Source organism: Luteimonas huabeiensis HB2 (assembly GCF_000559025.1).
GTDB lineage: Bacteria > Pseudomonadota > Gammaproteobacteria > Xanthomonadales > Xanthomonadaceae > Luteimonas > Luteimonas huabeiensis.
In genome coordinates this window covers 141,554-156,165 of record NZ_JAAN01000031.1, presented here as the reverse complement: position 1 = coordinate 156,165, position 14,612 = coordinate 141,554, and the positions used below count along the sequence as shown (strand labels likewise).

Here is a 14,612-nt window from a genome sequence, read left to right as displayed (position 1 = left end):
AACCCGGCTCCCTACCCGATCCGAAAGGCGCACGAACGCCGCCGGCCGGCCGGGACGAACCCGGCACCGGCGCCCGCCGGCGCGGCGCAATCGGGTTAAACTGCGCGGCTACTTAACCTGCCGGTCTTCCCGATGCTGCAAGCCTTGAGAGAGAAAACGAGCGGTTGGATCGCGGTGGTCATCGTGGTCCTGCTGGCGATCCCGTTCGCCTTCTTCGGCATGGAGCAGTACCTGTTCCAGAGCGGCGGCACCCACGTGGCGCGGGTCGAATCGCCGCCGTCGTGGTGGCGCGGCGCGCCCGACTGGTGGCTGGTGCGCAAGCTGGCGTGGAACCACGAGGACGTCGATCCGGATGAGTTCCGCCGCGCCTTCGAGGAAGAGCGCGCGCGCCGCCGCGAGGCCGAAGGCGACGCCTTCGACGGCCTGGCCTTCGAGAGCATCGACAACCGCCGCGAGGTGCTGGAACGGCTGATCGACCAGGCCGTGCTGCGGCTGGCCGCGCGCGACCGCGGCGTGGCGATCGGCGACGCGCAGGTGCGCGAGCAGATCGAGCAGATTCCCGCCTTCCAGGTCGAAGGCCGTTTCGATCCGCAGCGCTACCAGTTGGCCCTGCAGTCGCAGGTGCCGCCGCAGACGCCGGCGCAGTTCCAGGAGTTCGTGCGCGAGAGCCTGCAGCAGGCGCTGCTGCCGACCCACGTCGCGCAATCGGCCTTCGTGCCGCCGGGCCAGCTCGACCGCCTGCTGAGGTTGCTGGGCGAACGCCGCGACGTGTCCTTCGTGGTGCTGCCGCCGCCGGCCGTGGACGAAGCGCCGGTCGAGGATGCCGAGATCGCGGCGTGGTACGAGTCGCATGCGCAGCAGTACCGGGCACCGGCCACGGTGTCGATCGAGTACATCGTCCTCGACGGCTCGGCGCTGGAGGCCGAACCGGTCGACGAAGCCTCGCTGCGCGCGCGCTACGAGGAAGAGAAGTCGCGCTTCTCCGAGCCCGAGCAGCGGCTGGTCTCGCACATCCTGATCGAGGTCCCGCAGGGCGCCGACGCGGCCGCGCAGCAGGCCGCCGAGCAGGAGGCGAAGGCGCTGGCCGCGCAGGCGCAGGCCGAGGGCGCGGACTTCGCGGCGCTGGCGCGCGAGCACTCCGACGACCCCGGCTCGAAGGACGCCGGCGGCGACCTGGGCTGGGTGGAGCCGGGCATGATGGGCGACGCCTTCGACGCCGCGGTGTTCGCGATGGCGCCTGGCGAGGTGCGCGTCGCCAAGACCGAGTACGGCTGGCACGTGCTGCAGCTGCGCGAGGTGCGCGAGGGCGCGCAGACGCCGTTCGAGGAGGTGCGCGAGCAGCTCGAGCGCGAGGCGACCGAGGGCGGGCGCGAGCGCGCCTTCAGCGATCTGGTCGGGCGCGTGACCGATCAGGCCTACCGCAATCCGACCTCGCTGGCGGCCGCGGCCGAGGAGGCCGGCGTGCCGGTGCAGCAGGCCGGCCCGTTCGCGCGCGGCGCCATCGCCGAGGGCGTGCTGGCGCACCCGGCGGTGCAGCGCATGGCCTTCAACCAGACCCTGATCGAGGACGGTACCGTCAGCGACCCGGTGGAGACCGGCCCGAACCAGAGCGTGCTGCTGCGCGTGACCGACCATAGCCCGGAGCGCACGCTGCCGCTGGAGGAGGTGCGCGACCGCGTGGTCGCCGCGATCCGCGCCGACCGCGCCGCCAAGCGCAACGCCGCGGAGGCCGAGGCCATCGTCGCGCGCGTCGCCAAGGGCGAGTCCCTGGCCGCGGCGGTCGCCGAACGCGGGCTGCCGGTGCAGGACGTGCCGGGGGTGCCGCGCGGCACGCCGATCCCGCATCCGCAGGCGGTGGACGCCTACTTCCGCGCGCCGGTGCCGGAGCAGGGCGGTGCGTCGCCGGGCCACGTCGCCCTCGAGGACGGTAGCCAGGTGGTGTTCGCGGTGACCGCGGTGACCCCCGGCGACCCCGAGGAAGCCAGCGAGCAGGAGCGCCAGATGCTGCGCCAGCAGCTGACCGCGCTGGCCGGCAACGAATCCGCCGCCGTCCTGCTGCGCGAGCTGCGCGCCCGGATGAAGGTCAGCGTGATCGAAGCCCGCCTCTGAGGGCCGTTCGCGACGGCGCCGGCCGGCGCCGTCGTTGCGCGGGCGCCCCGGGGCGCGTGTGCTCCGCGTGGTGTTCTGCGCGTGGGCGCCGCGGTGTCCGGGGCCGGCGGGAGCGGGCCTGTCCGCCCGCGCGCCGGCTCGCGCACGCGCCCCGCCGGGGCGCGATGGCAGCCGGTCGGTCAGTCGCCCAGGCGCGCCTCGCCGGCCACGGCGGCCGGCAGCACCTCGTCGATCCATAACGTGGTCCCGGGCCTGAGCACGCTGTCGCGGCTCAACCCGTTGCGCGCCAGCAACTGCGCCACGCCGACGCCGTAGCGCTGCGCGATGCGCCAGACCGATTCCCCGCGCGCGACCACGTGGGCGCGCGGCGGCTCGACCGCCTGCGCGTAGTGGACGGGCGCGGCGACGGCGGCCACGGGCGCGGCCGGAGCGCGCACCGGCGCCGGCGCGGGCTCTTCCGCGCGCCGGGCCGAGGCCAGGGCGGCGGCGTTCGATGCCGGCGCCAGCACCTGCAGCGAACGGTCCGCGCTGGCGACGCGGCCGTCGGGAAAGGCCGGGTTGAAGCGGCGCACGAGGGCCGGATCCAGCCCCTGGCGCTGCGCCCAGGTGTCGAGATGGGCGGTATTGCGCGGCAACGGCGCGGCGGTCAACACCGGCACGGTGTGGTCGATCGCCCGCAGCCAGTCCTCGCGCTGGCCGGCCTCGACCAGCAGGCACGACAGCGCCTGCAGCTTGTCGACGTAGGCGCGGGTGGTCTGCGGCATCGGCAGTTCCTCCGGGCGCGCATCCATCGGGCGCTGGCCGGCGGCGCGCAGCGCGCCGAACACCCGATACTCGCCGGCGTTGTAGCCCATGACGGCCAGGCGCCAGTCGCCGGCGAACATGCCGTGCAGGGTCTTGAGATAGCGCACCGCCGCCTGGGTGGAGTCCACCGGCGACAGCCGGCCGTCGTAGCCGGGCCGGATCGCGATGCGATGGTTGCGGGCGGTGAGGGCGATGAACTGCCACAGCCCCGCCGGTCCCGCCGAGCTGCGCGCGCCGGGGCGGTAGCCGCTTTCCACGAACGGGATCAGCGCGTACTCGGTGGGCAGGTGGTTGGCGCGCAGTTGGTCGACGACGTAGCCGAACAGCGGCAGCAGCTTGTCGGGCTTGTTGGCGAGGTCGCGCGGCACGTGGGCGAAGTGGCGGCGCCAGCGCTCGCCGCCGTCGGCGCTGCAGCCGGGGTCGGCCAGTCCTTCGACGAAGCGCGCGTAGATGTCCCGGCCCTGCCGTTGCACGGCGTCGGTGGGCGCTTGCGCCGCGGGCTCGGCGCCTGCGGGGGCCAGGGCGGGCGCGGGTTCGGCGGCGGCCGACGCCAGCCAGGCCAGCGCCAGGGCGAGCGCGCACGGGCGCGCCATCCACCGCCGCCTCATGCGCGGAAGCCGTCCTTCCACGCCCGCAGGGCGCCGAAGCAGCGGTCGCGGGGCGCATCGGCGTCCAGCCCGGCCTGGCGCGCGACGGCGGCGCGGACGGCGGGCGCATCGATGCGCAGGAAGGGATTGCAGGCCAGTTCGTCGTCGAGGCGGGTCGGCAGGGTGGGTTGTCCGCGGGCTCGCATCGCCTGTACGTCCTCGCTGCGGCGCGCGAGCGCCGGGTTGTCGGGGTCCACCGCCCGGGCGAAGCGGGCGTTGGCGTCGGTGTATTCGTGGCCGCAGCAGACCAGGGTGTCGCCGGGCAGCGCCGCCAGCCGATCCAGCGAGGCCAGCATCTGCGCGGGCGTACCCTCGAACAGGCGCCCGCAACCGAGGCTGAACAAGGTGTCTCCGCTGAACAGGATGCCATGCCCGTGGAAGGCGAGGTGGGTACGGGTGTGACCGGGCACCCAGATCGCATCGAAAGTCCAGGGGCCGGCCAGGAACCGCTCGCCGTCGCCGACCCGGTGCGTGGCATGCGGAATGCGCTCGTCCGCCGGCGCGATCACCGGGGTGCCGGGCCACCGGGCCAGCAGCTCGGGCACGCCGCCGATGTGGTCCGGGTGGTGGTGGGTGAGCAGGATCGCCGCCGGTGCGCGGTCCAGCGCGGCCAGGACCGGGGCCGCTTCGCCCGGATCGACCAGCAGCGTCGCGCCGCCCTCGTCGTCCAGCCGCCAGATGTAATTGTCCGCGAGCGCGGGAAGGGGCTGCAGCCGCATGGCCGGCTCCCGGGTGCCTGTAGAATGGCGAACATGCCCTCGACATCCCTGAACGGTCAACCGGCCACGCCTGCGGCCTGGTTCGCCAGCCCCGCCGGCCGGGCGCTGGTGGACGGCGAGGCCGCGATGCTCGAGCGCGTCATGGCCGAGCGCCCGACCCCGCCGTGGCTGTGGCTTGCGCCGGTGCCGTGCGCGCCGCCGGACCAGGCCTGCGGCCGCGGCCTGCGCCTGTGGGCCGACGGCGCGGGCTGGCGCGGCGCGGTGCGCTGCGAGGGCGCGCTGCCGTTTCCGAGCGAGTCGATGGGCACCGTGATCCTGCAGCACGTGCTGCGCCCGGACGGCGGCGACGGGCTGCTGGCGGAAGCCGCGCGCGTGCTGGAACCGGGCGGACGGCTGTGGCTGCTGGTGCTCAACCCGCTCTCGCCCTACCGCTGGCGCTGGCGCGGACACGGCCTGCACGCGCGCGAGCCGCTGGGCTGGCGGCGCCGCCTGCGGGCGGCCGGGCTGGAGCCGGAGCCGGTGTCACAGGGGATCGGGCCGGGCTGGCGGCCGCACGCCGACAGCACGCTGCGCTCCGGCCCTGGCCTGTGCGCCGCCTACGCGCTGCGCGCCGAGAAGCGGGTGGCGGCGTTGACGCCGGTCGCGCCGCGCCGCGCGCTGTCGGTCCCGAAGGGGGCCTCGGCGGCATGAGCGTCAAGGCGGTCGAGATCCACACCGACGGCGCCTGCCTCGGCAACCCTGGCCCCGGCGGCTGGGCGGCGTTGCTGCGCTATCGCGCGAAGGAGCGCGAGATCGTCGGCGGCGAGCCGCTGACCACCAACAACCGGATGGAGTTGATGGCCGCCATCCGCGGGCTGGAGGCGCTGACCGAGCCGTGCGCGGTGGTGCTGCAGACCGATTCGCAGTACGTGCGCAAGGGCATCACCGAGTGGATGCCGAACTGGATCCGGCGCAACTGGCGGACCGCCGCCGGCGAGCCGGTCAAGAACCAGGAGCTGTGGCAGCGGCTGCAGGCCGCGGCCGCGCCGCATCGCATCGACTGGCGCTGGGTGAAGGGACACGCCGGCGATCCCGACAACGAGCGCGTGGACGCGCTGGCGCGCGACGAGGCGATCCGCCAGCGCGCGGCGTCGGCGGCCGTCGCGCTGCGCTGAACCCGTCCGATCGTTCCGCCGCAAGGCTACAGAGGCTTTCCGATACCGCATGCGCCAGATCGTGCTCGACACCGAAACCACCGGCCTGGAATGGAAGAAGGGCAACCGCGTGGTCGAGATCGGCTGCGTGGAACTGCAGGAGCGCCGGCCGACCGGCCGCACCTTCCACCGCTACATCAACCCGCAGCGGGAATTCGAGGCCGGCGCGCAGGAGGTGACCGGGCTGACCCTGGAGTTCCTGGCGGACAAGCCGCTGTTCGAGGACATCGTCGAGGAATTCCTGGAGTTCGTGGACGGCGCCGAACTGGTGATCCACAACGCCGCGTTCGACATGGGCTTCCTGGAGGCCGAACTGGCGCGCCTCGGCGGCCGCTACGGGCGGCTGGCGGAGCGGGTGAGCGTGCTCGACTCGCTGCAGGTGGCGCGGCAGCGCTACCCGGGCCAGCGCAACTCGCTGGACGCGCTGTGCAAGCGCCTGGGCGTGGACAACGCGCACCGGCAGTTGCACGGCGCGCTGCTCGACGCGCAGCTGCTGGCCGAGGTGTATCTGGCGCTCACCGCGGGCCAGGGCGAGATCGGCTTCGCGGCGCCGGAGCCGGCGCCCGGGGAGGCCGCCGCCGCGTCGCGCTTCGTGGGCGCGGCCGCGGGCCCGCGGCCGCGGGTGCGGGTGCTCGACGACGAGCTGGCGTTGCACGCCGCGCGGCTGGAGGCGATCCGCAAGCGCGCCGGCACGCTGGTGTGGGACGCCGCTTAGGCGCCCGGGCGGCGGTCAGCAGGCGCGGATCAGGATCGCGGTGACGTTGTCGGAGCCGCCGCCGTCGAGCGCGGCGGCGACAAGGCCGTCCACGCATTCCTGGGCGCTGCATTCGTCGTGGGCGAGGATGCGGGCGATGCCGCGATCGTCGACCTCCTCGGTCAGCCCGTCGCTGCACAGCAGCAACTGCATGCCGGGCGCGAACTCGCCGGACATCGTCTCCACCTTCAGCGCCTGCGGCTCGGTCACGCCCAGCGCCTGGGTGACGACGTTGCGGTGCGGGTGGTGGCGGGCCTGGTCGGTGCTGATCGCGCCCTGCGAGATCAGTTCCTGCACGTAGCTGTGGTCCTGCGACAGCTGCACCAGCTTGCCGTCGCGCCACAGGTAGGCGCGGCTGTCGCCGACCCAGGCGACCTGGAAACGCCCGTCGCGCACCCGCGCGGCCACCACGGTGGTGCCCATCGGCAGGGCGTCGTGGCGCAGGCGCGAGGCGCGGATGATCTCCTCGTCGGCGCTGCGGATGGCCTGCTCCAGCGATGCACCGGCGCGCACTTCGCGGACCACGGCCTCGCGCGCGAGCGCGCTGGCGACCTCGCCGTACTCGTGGCCGCCCATGCCGTCGGCGACCAGCCACAGGCCGAGGTCGGCGTCGCCGTAGTAGGTGTCCTCGTTCAGCTCCCGCCGCAGCCCGGCGTGGGTGAGGTGGCCGAACTCGATCATGCGCGTCCCGGCGCCGGGGCCGCACGGCCGGCTGTCGCCGCCGGACACCGGGACGGGCACGCGATGGGCGAACGGTCGGGACGCATGGGCGGTAACCTAGCAGAGATGATCCGCGCACAAGCAAAACGCCCCGGGCGGGGCGTTGAGCGGAACTGGCGGAGAGGGGGGGATTCGAACCCCCGAGGCGCTATAAACGCCTGCCTGATTTCGAGTCAGGTACATTCAACCACTCTGCCACCTCTCCGGTGGCCCCGGGGCCAGAGCCGCGGGGCCGGTCATGATACGGGCGGGCCGGTCGGCCGACAAGACGCCGGCCGGGCGGGCGGCGGCCGCGATACACTGGCCGCGGTCACGTCCCGTCATGCTTGCGCCCATGTCCGAACTCCTGGTGCCCGTCTCCTTCGGCGAGCTGCTCGACAAGATCGCCATCCTGCAGATCAAGTCCGAGCGCATCGCCGATCCGGCCAAGCTGGCCAACGTGCGGCGCGAGCTGTCGGCGCTGGAGAAGACCTGGCTGGCGCATCCGGCCGCCGGTCGCGACATCGCCCGGCTGCGGGCCGAGCTCAAGGCGGTCAACGAGCGCCTGTGGGCGATCGAGGACGACATCCGGCTGAAGGAGAAGGCGCAGGCCTTCGACGAGGAATTCGTGCGTCTGGCGCGCAGCGTGTATTTCGAGAACGACGAGCGCGCGCGGATCAAGAAGGAGATCAACCTGGCGCTGGGCTCGAGCTACGTCGAGGAGAAGTCCTACCAGGACTACCGCAGCGGCGAGCCGCCGGCGGTCTAGGGCCTGCGTCAGCGGGGGGCACTCTGTTTTTTCCTTCCCCCGCAGGCGGGGGGCCTTCTGTCTTTTCCCTTCCCCCGCAAGCGGGGGAAGGTGCCGAAGGCGGATGGGGGTGTCGTGGTCAAGTTTTGGTGGACACGGGGATAGGGGATTTCAGGTAGTGGCTTTTTCGTAGTCGGCTGGAGATCGATAGCCGAGTGTGGAGTGCAGCCGGTGGGTGTTGTAGAAGCCGGCCGGATGAGGGCCGCTTTACACGCCTGCGGCGTGCCCTGTCCTGGTCTAATTCTCGTGGACACCTCGATAGGGGATGATCATCCCCAACGAGGACTTTGAACGACATGACGCCCCGTATCCGTAGAACGTTCGATACCGCCTTCAAGCTGCAGGTGGTGCAGATGATCCGAGACCAAGGCCTGAGCGTAGGCCAGGTGTGCCGCGACCTGGACTTGGTCGATAGCGCCGTGCGTCGCTGGCTGGCCCAGTACGAGGCCGAGCAGGCCGACCAGCCCGGACAAGGCCGGCCGCTGACCCCCGAGCAGCAACGCATCCGTGAGTTGGAGCGGGAGAACCAGCGGTTACGTGAGGACAACACGTTGTTAAAAAAAGCATCGGCCTTCTTCGCCCGGGAACTGAAGTGATCCAGCAGGTGATCAATCAGTGGCAGGAGAAGGCCGACATCACCCGCCTGTGCCGGCTGCTGGGCGTGAGCCGCTCGGGACTGTATGGAGCCCGTCGGCGGCGCTCCGTACCGAGGGCCTGCACGCTCGCTGCGCCTTTGCAGGCCGCCTTCCAGGGACGACATGGCCCCGCTTGCAGTAGAAGGGGCGACGCGGTTTCCGCTTGCGGGAGAAGCGAGGCTTCGGCGCTGCGGGCCGAATATCGATACGCCTGAGCGCGCTACCGGGCGTCGCCGCGCCGGCGTGCCTCGCGGCGCCCGCGCGCCAGCGCCAGGCCGCACCACAGCAGCAGCGAGCCGGGGATCAGCCACAGCGGCAGGGCGACGAGCAGCAGCGCGTCCTGGGCGTCCTGCGGGAACCAGCGCACGCGGATGCGCGCGCCCAGGTCCAGCCCGCAGGCGAGCACGGCGGCCAGCAGCACGACCCAGGCCGGACCGGTGCGCGCCGCGCGCGAGAGCACCAGGTAGGGCAGCGCGGCCGCCACGGCCAGGCCGAGCACGAACGCCCAGGTGCCCGCACCGGCGCCGCCGAGGTCGGCGATCGCCAGCGTCGCCAGCGCGACGACCGCGCCGAGGGCGAGGATGAGGCGGCCGGCGGCGATCGGCGTCATCGCGCCTCCAGGTCGGCGGCGCGGCGCTCGAACGCGGCGATGGCGTCGTCCACGGTGACCAGGTCCATCACCCCCGCGCGCTCGATCTTGGTGCCCCAGCGCAGTTCCGCCGCCGGGCGGCCGAGGTAGCGGCGCGCGGCGTCGTCGTAGCGGTCCACGCAGTAGCGGCGGTCGGAATAGGGGCCGCTGCGCGCCGGGTTGCTGGCCGCGTGCAGGCCCAGCACCTTGGCGCCCATCGCGTTGGCGATGTGCATCGGGCCGGAATCGGGCGCCATCACCAGGGCCGCGCGCGCGAGCAGCGCCGGCAGCTGCTTGAGGGTGTCCTTGCCGACCAGGTCGAGCGCCGGGCCGCGCATCGCGGCCAGGATCGCGTCGGCGGTCTCGCGCTCCAGCGCGCTGCGCCCGCCGCAGAGCACCACGCGCCAGCCGCGCGCCACGGCGTGATCGGCCACCGCCGCGTAGCGCTCGGCGCGCCAGTTGCGCAGCGTGTGGCTGGAGCAGGGCGAGATCAGCAGCGCCGGCGCGCCGTCCTCGGGCCACTGCGCCGCGGCCCAGGCGTGGGCCTCCGCCGGCACCGGCAGGTCCCAGGCCACGCGGGTCTGGCGCAGGCCCAGCGGTTCGCAGAAGCTGCCGATCGCGTCCAGCACGTGGATGCCGGGTCGGTCGGGAATGCGCTCGTTGACGAACAGGCCGTGCAGATCCTTCGAGCGCGCGCGGTCGTAGCCGATCCGGCGCCGCGCGGGGACGAAGGCCGACAGCAGGTTGGCGCGCGCGGCGACCTGCATCTGCAGCAGCACGTCGAAGCGCTCGCCGCCCAGCTCGCGGCGCAGCGCGCGCATGCCGCGCAGGCCGGTCTTCTTGTCGTAGACCACGAACCTCACCCCCGGCAGGCCGTCGAGCAGGCGCTGCTCGCCGCGCCCGACGATCCAGGTCAGCCGCGTCTGCGGCCAGGCCTCGCGCAGGGTGCGCACCAGCGGCAGCACGTGGGTGACGTCGCCCAGCGCCGACAGCCGCAGCAGGCAGATCGAGCGCGGCGCGGGCGGGGTGGGGGCCGGGGATGGCGGCATGCGGCGTGGTCTCGGTGGGGGCGTGCGGCGGGCAGTGTAGCGGCCGCCCCGGCCGGTGGCCGCCCCCTTTCGGCGCGGGCCGCAACGCTGCATTCCCGGGGCCGGCGCGCGGAAAGCGCTTCAAATCGCGCGGCACCCTCTAAACTCGCGGGATGGTGCGATTCGACGCCACCGAGAACCTGATCCCGTTCGACGATGGGGCCGGGTCGATCCTCAGCGACGCCGCCTGGACCCAGCAGGTCGAGCCCGGCTGGTTCGAGCCCGGCTACTGGGGCGAGCGCGCGCATGCGGTCGGCAGCGGCGGCCGCGGCAGCGCCTGGTTCGTGCGCGGTCCTTTCGGCGAGGCGGTGCTGCGCCACTACCTGCGCGGCGGGCTGGCCGCGCGGGTGAGCCGCGACCGCTACCTCTGGCGCGGCGCGGCGCGCACGCGCAGCTTCGCCGAGTTCCGCCTGACCCGCGACCTGCAGCAGGAGGGCCTGCCGGTGCCCGCGCCGATCGCGGCTCGCTACGCACGGCGCGGCGCCACCTATCGCGCCGCGATCCTGGTCCGCCGCATCGACGGCGCGCGCGCGTTCGCCGACCTTGCCGCGGCCGCCGGCGGCGACGCGCCGTGGGAGGAGACCGGGCGGCTGATCGCGCGCTTCCACCGCGCCGGCCTCGATCACGCCGACCTGAACGCCCACAACATCCTGTTCGATGCCGGCGGCGCCGGACGCGGCTGGCTGATCGACCTGGATCGCGGCCGCCTGCGCCTGCCGGAGACCCGCTGGCGCGCGCGCAACCTGGCGCGGCTGGAGCGCTCGCTGCTGAAGCTGCGCGGCGAGCGCGCCGAGGCCGAGATTCGCGCGGATTTCGCGCGCCTGCGCGCAGCCTACGACGCCCGATGGGCCAGGGGATACTGATGGACTGGGCCTTGCGCTTCCACGGGGTCGGCAACGCCTCGGCGGTCGAGCTGGGCTCGCCGATGGCGACCATCGAGCGAGACGGCGCGCCGTGGCTGACCATCGACTGCGGCAGCGAGGGCCTGACGGCGTACCTGGCCCGCTACGGCGAGCCGCCGCGCGCGCTGTTCGTCACCCATACCCATCTCGATCACGTTTCCGGCTTCGAGCGCCTGTTCGTGTCCGCCTACTTCGATCCGGCGCTGCGCGGCCGCATCGCGGTGTACGTGCCGGCGCCGGTGCTGCCGCTGCTGCACCAGCGCGTGGGCGATTACCCGAACGTGCTGGCCGAGGGCGGCGCCAACTTCTGGGACGCGTTCCGGCTGATCCCGGTGGGTGCCGCGTTCTGGCACGAGGGCGTGCGGCTGGAGACCTTCGCCGTGCGCCACCACTGGCCCGACACCGCCTACGGCCTGCGGCTGCCGGGCAGCCTGGTCTGGAGCGGCGACACCCGGCCGATCCCCGACCTGCTGGCGCGCCACGCGGGCGACGGCGAGCTGGTCGCCCACGACTGCGCGCTGCACGGCAATCCCTCGCACAGCGGCATCGACGATCTGGAGCGCGAGTACCCGCCCGAGCTGCTGGCGCGCTGCGTGCTCTACCACTACGCCGGCGCCGCCGACGGCGAGGCGCTGCGCGCGCGCGGCCGCCGGGTCGCCGCGCCGGGCGAGGCGTTCGCGCTGCGCGCACCGCGCGCGGGGCTGCCGGCATGAACGCGATCGCGCTGCCGGCGCCGCAGCTGCGGCCGCTGGACCGGCTGGGCCGGCCGCTGCACGACTTGCGGCTGTCGGTCATCGAGGCCTGCAACTTCCGCTGCGGCTACTGCATGCCGGCCGACCGCGTGCCCGGCGACTACGGCTTCGACGCCGCCGGCCGGCTGTCCTTCGACGAGATGGAGACGCTGGTGCGCGGCTTCGCCCGCGTCGGCGTGCGCAAGCTGCGCATCACCGGCGGCGAGCCGCTGCTGCGCCGCGACCTGCCGGCGCTGATCGCGCGGCTGGCGCGGGTGCCGGGGATCGAGGATCTGGCGCTGACCACCAACGGCAGCCTGCTGGCCCGCCACGCGCGCGCGCTGCGCGAGGCCGGCCTGCGCCGGCTCACGGTGAGCCTGGACGCGCTCGACCCCACGCGGTTCCGCGCGCTGTCGGGCGACCGCGGCGACGTGGCCGACGTGCTGGCCGGGCTCGATGCGGCGCAGGCGGCGGGGTTCTCCTCGATCAAGATCAACTGCGTGGTGCAGCGCGGCCTCAACGACGACCAGGCGCTGCCGCTGGCCGAGCATTTCCGCGGCAGCGGCCACGTGCTGCGCTTCATCGAGTACATGGACGTGGGCACCTGCAACGACTGGAACCGCGAGCGGGTGGTGCCCTCGGCGGAGCTGCGCGAGCGGATCGCCGCGCGCTGGCCGCTGGTGCCGCTGGCGCCGCACTACCGCGGCGAGGTGGCCGAGCGCTACCGCTATGCCGACGGCGCCGGCGAGATCGGCTTCGTGGCCTCGGTCACCGCGCCGTTCTGCGGCGATTGCCACCGCGCGCGGGTGGCCGCCGACGGCACGCTGTACACCTGCCTGTTCGCCGCCGGCGGCACGCCGCTGCGCGGGCTGCTGGGCGAGGGCGAGGCCGCGCTGGCCGAGCGCGTGGCGGCGCTGTGGTCGCGCCGCGCCGATCGCTACAGCGAGGTGCGCGGCGCCGAGCGCGCCCGCAACCGCCGGCGCGTCGAGATGTTCCTGGTCGGCGGCTGAAGCGGCCGCTGCGCCGGGCCGCGCATGGGAGCGCGCCCGCGCCCGGGGTACCATCTGGCCCGGTGTTTTCCTGAAGTCTCCCCATGGCCGCAACCCGTCCACGCAAGCCGAAACCCGCACTCACCCATCTCGACGCGCAAGGGCGCCCGGCGATGGTGGACGTGTCCGCCAAGGCCGTCACCGCACGCAGCGCCAGCGCGGTCTGCGCGGTGCGCTTCCCCGCCGAGGTCGCCGCGCAGCTGCGCGCCAGCGGGTTGCGCAGCGCCAAGGGCGGCATCGTCGAGACCGCGGTGATCGCCGGCACCCTGGCGGTCAAGCGCACCCACGAGCTGATCCCGTTCTGCCATCCGCTGCCGATCGACGGCGTGCGCATCGACATCGACTGGCGCGGCGAGCGCGAACTGCGCATCGCGTGCGCGGTGAAGACGACCCACCGCACCGGCGTCGAGATGGAAGCGCTGACCGGCGCGACGGTGGCCGCGCTGACGGTGTACGACATGTGCAAGGCGCTCTCGCACGCGATCTCGATCGGGCCGGCGCGGCTGGCGGCCAAGCGCGGTGGCAAGCGCGACGTGGGGTGCGCGCCATGAGCCGGCTGACGGTGCTGTATTTCGCCAGCCTGCGCGATGCCGCCGGCGTCGCCGAGGAGATCGTGGAAACCGAGGCTGCCGACCTGGCCGGCCTCTACCAGGCGCTGCGCGCGCGGCACGGCTTCGCGCTGCCGCGCGAGCGCCTGCGCGTGGCGGTGGACGGCGCGTTCGCGTGCTGGGGCGATGCGCCGCGCGCGGGCAGCGAGGTCGCCTTCATTCCGCCGGTCAGCGGGGGCTGAGCATGGACGCCGCACGCCGTTTCCGGCTGTCCGCCGAACCGATCGAGATCGCCCCGCTGCACGCGCGGCTGCGCCATCCCGCGGCCGGCGCCTGCGCCACGTTCGAGGGCTGGGTGCGCGACCACCACGACGGGCGCGCGGTCCGCGGGCTGCGCTACGAAGCCTACGCCGCGCTGGCCGAGGCGGAGGGCGAACGCATCGTCGCGGCCGCGATCGCGCGCTTCGGCTTGAAGGCGGCGCTGTGCGTGCACCGCACCGGCGAGCTGGCGGTGGGCGACCTCGCGGTCTGGGTCGGCGTGGCCTCGGCGCATCGCGCCGCCGCGTTCGAGGCTTGCCGCGCGATCATCGACGAGATCAAGCGCGACGTGCCGATCTGGAAGCATGAGCGCTACGCCGAGGGCGACGCCGGCTGGCTGCACCCCGACGAGGGCGAAGGCTGAGCGCCCGGCCATGGAGGGCCGGGCCGGGCGATCCGGCGGCGTGTGGGCGCGCCATGGATGGCGTCGGTTCGCGTGGAGTGGCGCGGGAGAAAGGCGATGGCCCCGCCGACTGACCTCGGCGCCCGCGTCGACCGATACCGTTGCTGCCTTCCGGCCCTGGCGGGATTTTCGATCTAGCGTCGCGAGGGGCCGACGGGGCCACCATAGAAACGAACTGTTGTAGAGCAAGAACTGCGTAACGCACGGGCGGGATGGCTCGGCCCATCCATGGGCCTCGCCCCTCCGGCGCGATGCGCCTCCGGGGCCAGCCTGCGGCTGTCCGAATTCGTTCCGGACGAATTCGTCGAACCGCGGGTTCTCACCAAATCCACCCGTACCGTCTTCAACCGCAAAGGGGCCACGCTGGCCCCTTTGCGGTTGAAGATGGCGGAGAGGGCGGGATTCGAACCCGCGAAGCGGGGTTTAGCCGCTTACACACTTTCCAGGCGTGCTCCTTCAACCACTCGGACACCTCTCCTCCCGGACCCGTCCGCGCCGGGCGGGCCGCGGGCAGGGTCGCGCATTCTAGCCCCCCAGCGGTCCCAGGAACAAGGAAAGCGCGCCCGCGGGCGCGCGG

General features: G+C 73.7%; 17 protein-coding genes, 2 tRNA genes and 1 other RNA gene. 12 read left to right on the top strand and 8 right to left on the bottom strand.

Annotation, left to right across the window (positions count from 1 at the left end):
- Positions 1 to 132 precede the first annotated feature (132 nt).
- Complete coding sequence (locus Z164_RS0113110; protein WP_024891141.1) at positions 133 to 2,109, top strand: peptidyl-prolyl cis-trans isomerase; 1,977 nt, start codon at positions 133 to 135, stop codon at positions 2,107 to 2,109.
- A gap of 179 nt (positions 2,110 to 2,288) precedes the next feature.
- Here the strand turns inward: Z164_RS0113110 and Z164_RS0113105 are convergent, their stop codons facing one another.
- Both Z164_RS0113105 and gloB read right to left on the bottom strand, forming a co-directional pair.
- Positions 2,289 to 3,506, bottom strand: coding sequence for a LysM peptidoglycan-binding domain-containing protein (locus tag Z164_RS0113105; RefSeq protein WP_024891140.1), 1,218 nt, complete (start codon positions 3,504 to 3,506; stop codon positions 2,289 to 2,291).
- An 11-nt stretch (positions 3,507 to 3,517) separates the two neighbouring features.
- Positions 3,518 to 4,279 carry a hydroxyacylglutathione hydrolase gene (gene gloB, locus Z164_RS0113100; RefSeq protein ID WP_024891139.1) on the bottom strand — a complete coding sequence of 254 codons (762 nt, stop codon included), beginning with the start codon at positions 4,277 to 4,279 and terminating at the stop codon, positions 3,518 to 3,520.
- Positions 4,280 to 4,312: 33 nt separating this feature from the next.
- On the opposite strand from gloB, the gene Z164_RS0113095 reads away from it, so the two are divergent.
- The 3 genes from Z164_RS0113095 to dnaQ are packed head-to-tail and all read left to right on the top strand — an operon-like array spanning position 4,313 to position 6,187.
- Positions 4,313 to 4,969, top strand: a complete 657-nt coding sequence (locus Z164_RS0113095) for a class I SAM-dependent methyltransferase (protein WP_052338442.1) — start codon at positions 4,313 to 4,315, stop codon at positions 4,967 to 4,969.
- The gene (gene rnhA, locus Z164_RS0113090; protein WP_024891137.1) at positions 4,966 to 5,433 is read left to right on the top strand and encodes a ribonuclease HI; all 468 of its coding nucleotides are present in this window, start codon (positions 4,966 to 4,968) and stop codon (positions 5,431 to 5,433) included. Before Z164_RS0113095 ends, rnhA begins: the two co-directional genes overlap by 4 nt.
- 49 nt (positions 5,434 to 5,482) lie before the next feature.
- Positions 5,483 to 6,187 carry a DNA polymerase III subunit epsilon gene (dnaQ, locus tag Z164_RS20590; protein WP_043690030.1) on the top strand — a complete coding sequence of 235 codons (705 nt, stop codon included), beginning with the start codon at positions 5,483 to 5,485 and terminating at the stop codon, positions 6,185 to 6,187.
- Between the two features lie 15 nt (positions 6,188 to 6,202).
- Here the strand turns inward: dnaQ and Z164_RS0113080 are convergent, their stop codons facing one another.
- Together Z164_RS0113080 and Z164_RS0113075 are read right to left on the bottom strand one after the other, a co-directional pair.
- Positions 6,203 to 6,907, bottom strand: a complete 705-nt coding sequence (locus tag Z164_RS0113080) for a PP2C family protein-serine/threonine phosphatase (RefSeq protein WP_024891136.1) — start codon at positions 6,905 to 6,907, stop codon at positions 6,203 to 6,205.
- A gap of 153 nt (positions 6,908 to 7,060) precedes the next feature.
- Positions 7,061 to 7,151 (bottom strand) — tRNA-Ser (locus tag Z164_RS0113075).
- A gap of 129 nt (positions 7,152 to 7,280) precedes the next feature.
- Between Z164_RS0113075 and Z164_RS0113070 the strand changes: the two genes are divergently transcribed.
- Together Z164_RS0113070 and Z164_RS0113065 are read left to right on the top strand one after the other, a co-directional pair.
- Positions 7,281 to 7,694, top strand: a complete 414-nt coding sequence (locus Z164_RS0113070; protein WP_024891135.1) for a DUF6165 family protein — start codon at positions 7,281 to 7,283, stop codon at positions 7,692 to 7,694.
- A gap of 335 nt (positions 7,695 to 8,029) precedes the next feature.
- Positions 8,030 to 8,329 carry an IS3 family transposase gene (locus Z164_RS0113065; RefSeq protein WP_024891134.1) on the top strand — a complete coding sequence of 100 codons (300 nt, stop codon included), beginning with the start codon at positions 8,030 to 8,032 and terminating at the stop codon, positions 8,327 to 8,329.
- A 259-nt stretch (positions 8,330 to 8,588) separates the two neighbouring features.
- Here Z164_RS0113065 and Z164_RS0113060 read toward each other — a convergent pair whose 3' ends face one another.
- Both Z164_RS0113060 and Z164_RS0113055 read right to left on the bottom strand, forming a co-directional pair.
- Positions 8,589 to 8,978, bottom strand: a complete 390-nt coding sequence (locus Z164_RS0113060) for a hypothetical protein (RefSeq protein WP_024891133.1) — start codon at positions 8,976 to 8,978, stop codon at positions 8,589 to 8,591.
- On the bottom strand, positions 8,975 to 10,045 hold the full coding sequence (locus Z164_RS0113055; RefSeq protein ID WP_052338441.1) for a glycosyltransferase family 9 protein: 1,071 nt from the start codon (positions 10,043 to 10,045) through the stop codon (positions 8,975 to 8,977). Before Z164_RS0113055 ends, Z164_RS0113060 begins: the two co-directional genes overlap by 4 nt.
- A gap of 152 nt (positions 10,046 to 10,197) precedes the next feature.
- Here Z164_RS0113055 and Z164_RS0113050 point away from each other — a divergent pair, with 152 nt between their 5' ends.
- The 6 genes from Z164_RS0113050 (at position 10,198) to Z164_RS0113025 (ending at position 13,996) form a co-directional block, all read left to right on the top strand.
- The gene (locus Z164_RS0113050) at positions 10,198 to 10,947 is read left to right on the top strand and encodes a 3-deoxy-D-manno-octulosonic acid kinase (RefSeq protein WP_024891131.1); all 750 of its coding nucleotides are present in this window, start codon (positions 10,198 to 10,200) and stop codon (positions 10,945 to 10,947) included.
- Positions 10,947 to 11,699, top strand: a complete 753-nt coding sequence (locus tag Z164_RS0113045) for an MBL fold metallo-hydrolase (protein ID WP_024891130.1) — start codon at positions 10,947 to 10,949, stop codon at positions 11,697 to 11,699. Before Z164_RS0113050 ends, Z164_RS0113045 begins: the two co-directional genes overlap by 1 nt.
- Entirely contained in the window at positions 11,696 to 12,727 is a 1,032-nt protein-coding gene (gene moaA / locus Z164_RS0113040) for a GTP 3',8-cyclase MoaA (RefSeq protein ID WP_024891129.1), read from the top strand. Before Z164_RS0113045 ends, moaA begins: the two co-directional genes overlap by 4 nt.
- Positions 12,728 to 12,810: 83 nt before the next feature.
- The gene (gene moaC / locus Z164_RS0113035; RefSeq protein WP_043690029.1) at positions 12,811 to 13,317 is read left to right on the top strand and encodes a cyclic pyranopterin monophosphate synthase MoaC; all 507 of its coding nucleotides are present in this window, start codon (positions 12,811 to 12,813) and stop codon (positions 13,315 to 13,317) included.
- Positions 13,314 to 13,556, top strand: coding sequence for a MoaD/ThiS family protein (locus tag Z164_RS0113030; protein ID WP_024891127.1), 243 nt, complete (start codon positions 13,314 to 13,316; stop codon positions 13,554 to 13,556). The genes moaC and Z164_RS0113030 overlap by 4 nt, the downstream gene beginning before the upstream one ends.
- A gap of 2 nt (positions 13,557 to 13,558) precedes the next feature.
- On the top strand, positions 13,559 to 13,996 hold the full coding sequence (locus Z164_RS0113025; protein WP_024891126.1) for a molybdenum cofactor biosynthesis protein MoaE: 438 nt from the start codon (positions 13,559 to 13,561) through the stop codon (positions 13,994 to 13,996).
- 99 nt (positions 13,997 to 14,095) lie between these two features.
- On the opposite strand, the gene ffs is transcribed toward Z164_RS0113025, so the two are convergent.
- Both ffs and Z164_RS0113020 read right to left on the bottom strand, forming a co-directional pair.
- Positions 14,096 to 14,192: signal recognition particle sRNA small type (gene ffs, locus Z164_RS21985), an RNA gene on the bottom strand.
- A gap of 228 nt (positions 14,193 to 14,420) precedes the next feature.
- Positions 14,421 to 14,513, bottom strand: a tRNA-Ser gene (locus Z164_RS0113020).
- Positions 14,514 to 14,612: the final 99 nt, after the last annotated feature.

Excerpts from the sequence above, each read along its gene's own strand:
- Z164_RS0113110 (WP_024891141.1), top strand. The coding sequence starts at position 133 with ATGCTGCAAGCCTTGAGAGAGAAAACGAGCGGTTGGATCGCGGTGGTC.
- Z164_RS0113105 (WP_024891140.1), bottom strand. The coding sequence starts at position 3,506 with ATGGCGCGCCCGTGCGCGCTCGCCCTGGCGCTGGCCTGGCTGGCGTCG.
- gloB (WP_024891139.1), bottom strand. The coding sequence starts at position 4,279 with ATGCGGCTGCAGCCCCTTCCCGCGCTCGCGGACAATTACATCTGGCGG.
- Z164_RS0113095 (WP_052338442.1), top strand. The coding sequence starts at position 4,313 with ATGCCCTCGACATCCCTGAACGGTCAACCGGCCACGCCTGCGGCCTGG.
- rnhA (WP_024891137.1), top strand. The coding sequence starts at position 4,966 with ATGAGCGTCAAGGCGGTCGAGATCCACACCGACGGCGCCTGCCTCGGC.
- dnaQ (WP_043690030.1), top strand. The coding sequence starts at position 5,483 with ATGCGCCAGATCGTGCTCGACACCGAAACCACCGGCCTGGAATGGAAG.
- Z164_RS0113080 (WP_024891136.1), bottom strand. The coding sequence starts at position 6,907 with ATGATCGAGTTCGGCCACCTCACCCACGCCGGGCTGCGGCGGGAGCTG.
- Z164_RS0113070 (WP_024891135.1), top strand. The coding sequence starts at position 7,281 with ATGTCCGAACTCCTGGTGCCCGTCTCCTTCGGCGAGCTGCTCGACAAG.
- Z164_RS0113065 (WP_024891134.1), top strand. The coding sequence starts at position 8,030 with ATGACGCCCCGTATCCGTAGAACGTTCGATACCGCCTTCAAGCTGCAG.
- Z164_RS0113060 (WP_024891133.1), bottom strand. The coding sequence starts at position 8,978 with ATGACGCCGATCGCCGCCGGCCGCCTCATCCTCGCCCTCGGCGCGGTC.
- Z164_RS0113055 (WP_052338441.1), bottom strand. The coding sequence starts at position 10,045 with ATGCCGCCATCCCCGGCCCCCACCCCGCCCGCGCCGCGCTCGATCTGC.
- Z164_RS0113050 (WP_024891131.1), top strand. The coding sequence starts at position 10,198 with ATGGTGCGATTCGACGCCACCGAGAACCTGATCCCGTTCGACGATGGG.
- Z164_RS0113045 (WP_024891130.1), top strand. The coding sequence starts at position 10,947 with ATGGACTGGGCCTTGCGCTTCCACGGGGTCGGCAACGCCTCGGCGGTC.
- moaA (WP_024891129.1), top strand. The coding sequence starts at position 11,696 with ATGAACGCGATCGCGCTGCCGGCGCCGCAGCTGCGGCCGCTGGACCGG.
- moaC (WP_043690029.1), top strand. The coding sequence starts at position 12,811 with ATGGCCGCAACCCGTCCACGCAAGCCGAAACCCGCACTCACCCATCTC.
- Z164_RS0113030 (WP_024891127.1), top strand. The coding sequence starts at position 13,314 with ATGAGCCGGCTGACGGTGCTGTATTTCGCCAGCCTGCGCGATGCCGCC.
- Z164_RS0113025 (WP_024891126.1), top strand. The coding sequence starts at position 13,559 with ATGGACGCCGCACGCCGTTTCCGGCTGTCCGCCGAACCGATCGAGATC.